At 56.5% G+C, this 2,061-nt stretch carries 2 protein-coding genes and 1 pseudogene; 2 read left to right on the plus strand and 1 reads right to left on the minus strand.

The genetic code is table 11. The features are described from left to right. Positions 1–861 (plus strand): annotated as a pseudogene (locus ACE3OH_RS20115) (hypothetical protein); the annotation flags it as partial. A gap of 212 nt (positions 862–1,073) precedes the next feature. Here the strand turns inward: ACE3OH_RS20115 and msrA are convergent. After that, positions 1,074–1,607: a peptide-methionine (S)-S-oxide reductase MsrA gene (gene msrA / locus ACE3OH_RS20120; protein WP_374357348.1), complete on the minus strand. Its 534-nt coding sequence runs from the start codon at positions 1,605–1,607 to the stop codon at positions 1,074–1,076. A 197-nt stretch (positions 1,608–1,804) separates the two neighbouring features. Between msrA and ACE3OH_RS20125 the strand changes: the two genes are divergently transcribed. Then, on the plus strand, positions 1,805–2,061 hold a 257-nt coding region (locus ACE3OH_RS20125), incomplete at its 3' end, for a hypothetical protein (protein ID WP_374357352.1).

Below are 2,061 nucleotides of genomic sequence, written 5' to 3' on the forward strand. Positions count from 1 at the left end.
AGCAATCAAGACGGCGGGGAATGTATGAATACAAGACCTGACCCTTGTTTCACTTTGCGCAACCCAGAAACAGTTGGCGACTGCTTCCCGGCCGGTACACGCGTACATACCGATAAGGGCTTGGTACGCATTGAGGAACTCAAGGTTGGCGATATGGTGCTGTCGCAACCTGAACGGGGAGGAGCGAAGGCATTTAAGCGGGTGGCGAAGACGTTTGTCTATGACGACAAGACCTTGCGCTGCATTACCTATCAAATAGAAGGCTCTGACGAATATCGGTCACTCTACGCCACAGGCAATCACCCGTTTTGGGTAATGGAAGAGCAGGGCTATGTCAGTGAAGATGGCGAGTGGGTTAGCCATCAATACGTGTGCGGCTGGACCCAGGCGGAAGACTTGTTACCTGATGGTAGCCGTCTCGATCAGTTGGCAGATGGCACCGCTCCTGACATTGACCAGGACGCACGCCATCATCACTTAATTCAGATGATTGATGGCACGCTCGCCCGGATAGTCGCCAATGTGCCTGTTTATCGCACCAATAGGCCTGGATGTGGTTGGTCGCGCAATCTTGGCCAAGCACCATTCGAGCTAGACAATAGCGTTGAAGGGCTGGTTTATAACTTTATTGATAGTGATGTGGCTGAAGATGGGGTTGGCCTGGACGACGATATCTTCGAAAGTGACGATCCTTATCTCAAGACTCGTGTTTACAATATCGAAGTCGAGGACTTTCACACTTATTACGTTGGTAGGGGGGTATGGGTACACAATACAAACTGTAACGAAATCTGCCCTGCTGACAATGTACTGACCAATACGTTTGGCAAGAAACCTTTAGCAGAAACTCAAGCCGTGTAGGGCGGGTCCCCGAAGGGAACCCGCGCGGAACCCTGGTGTTTGCCGCTCAATCCGTCGATGTTGCTGGGGCATTATGATATTGCGGGTTACGCCTGCGGCTAACCCGCACTACGACTACACAATACCGCAGGAAACAGTGCCCGCATCTAAAAACACTCAAATCTCGCCGGCATCCGCTCCCGGCATTCCGGAAGCGTAGCCTGCATGCACCATCACCCCGCCCGCACCTTAGCGGAAAACTTGTCGAGCAATTTGCGTACCTTGGGCGCCACCACTGCCATGCAATAGGGCTGGTAGGGGTTGGCGTCGAAATAGCCCTGGTGATAGTCCTCGGCCGGCCACAGGGTTGCCACTGGCACGACTTCGGTTACCACCCTGGCGGTGTGGCTGGCCTCGTAGTCCTTGATGGCGGCAAGCGCCAGGGCTTGCTGGCTTGCATCCTGGTAAAAAATGGCCGAGCGATATTGCGGGCCGACATCGTTGCCTTGGCGGTTCAGGGTGGTAGGGTCGTGGATGGCAAAAAACACTTCCAGCAGCTCGGCATAGCTGATCTGCCTGGCATCGAAATACACCGCCACCACTTCGGCATGACCGGTATCGGCGCCGCACACCTGTTTGTAGCTGGGCTTATCGATATGCCCACCCATATAGCCGGACAGCACTTTCTCGACGCCACGCAGGCGGCTGAATACCGCATCCAGGCACCAGAAGCAGCCGCCGGCCAATACTGCACATTCCCTGTTCATGATTTCTCTCCGCTTGGTTTGGCCTGACTTGGTCGCCGGCGCTGGCCAGAACTGACGGGCCATCTGGATCAAGCACTGGCCAGGCACTATGCTGCTACAGCAATGTGCAGCGATCGCGCCCGCGCCTCGCTGTTTTGCGGCAAGGGCCCGCCGCATCGCCTTGCTGCATTGCCCATCCTCCATCGGAAAGCTTGCCCATGTCCAACGGAATTCGCCTGCCTGGCCGTTTGATTGCCGAGCTGCATCTCGATGATCTTGCCGCCGAGCCGCTATGGCCCTCCGCCCTGGTGGCCGGTGCCGCCCACTACTCGGAAGCTGCACCCTGCCCGATTCGCTGTCCGATCAATGGCGGCACCTTGGGCAGCTTTGCGCCCTCCACGATCGGCATCATCAACCATGCTGCCGAGGCGGCGCACGGTGCCTATCTGAAATGGCGTGTCACTGCGCCCAGTCA

The sequence above is a fragment of the Chitinimonas sp. genome (assembly GCF_041904975.1).
Taxonomy (GTDB): Bacteria; Pseudomonadota; Gammaproteobacteria; order Burkholderiales; family Chitinimonadaceae; genus Chitinimonas.

Coding starts and splice junctions, on each gene's coding strand:
- msrA (WP_374357348.1), bottom strand. CDS start 1,607: ATGAACAGGGAATGTGCAGTATTGGCCGGCGGCTGCTTCTGGTGCCTG.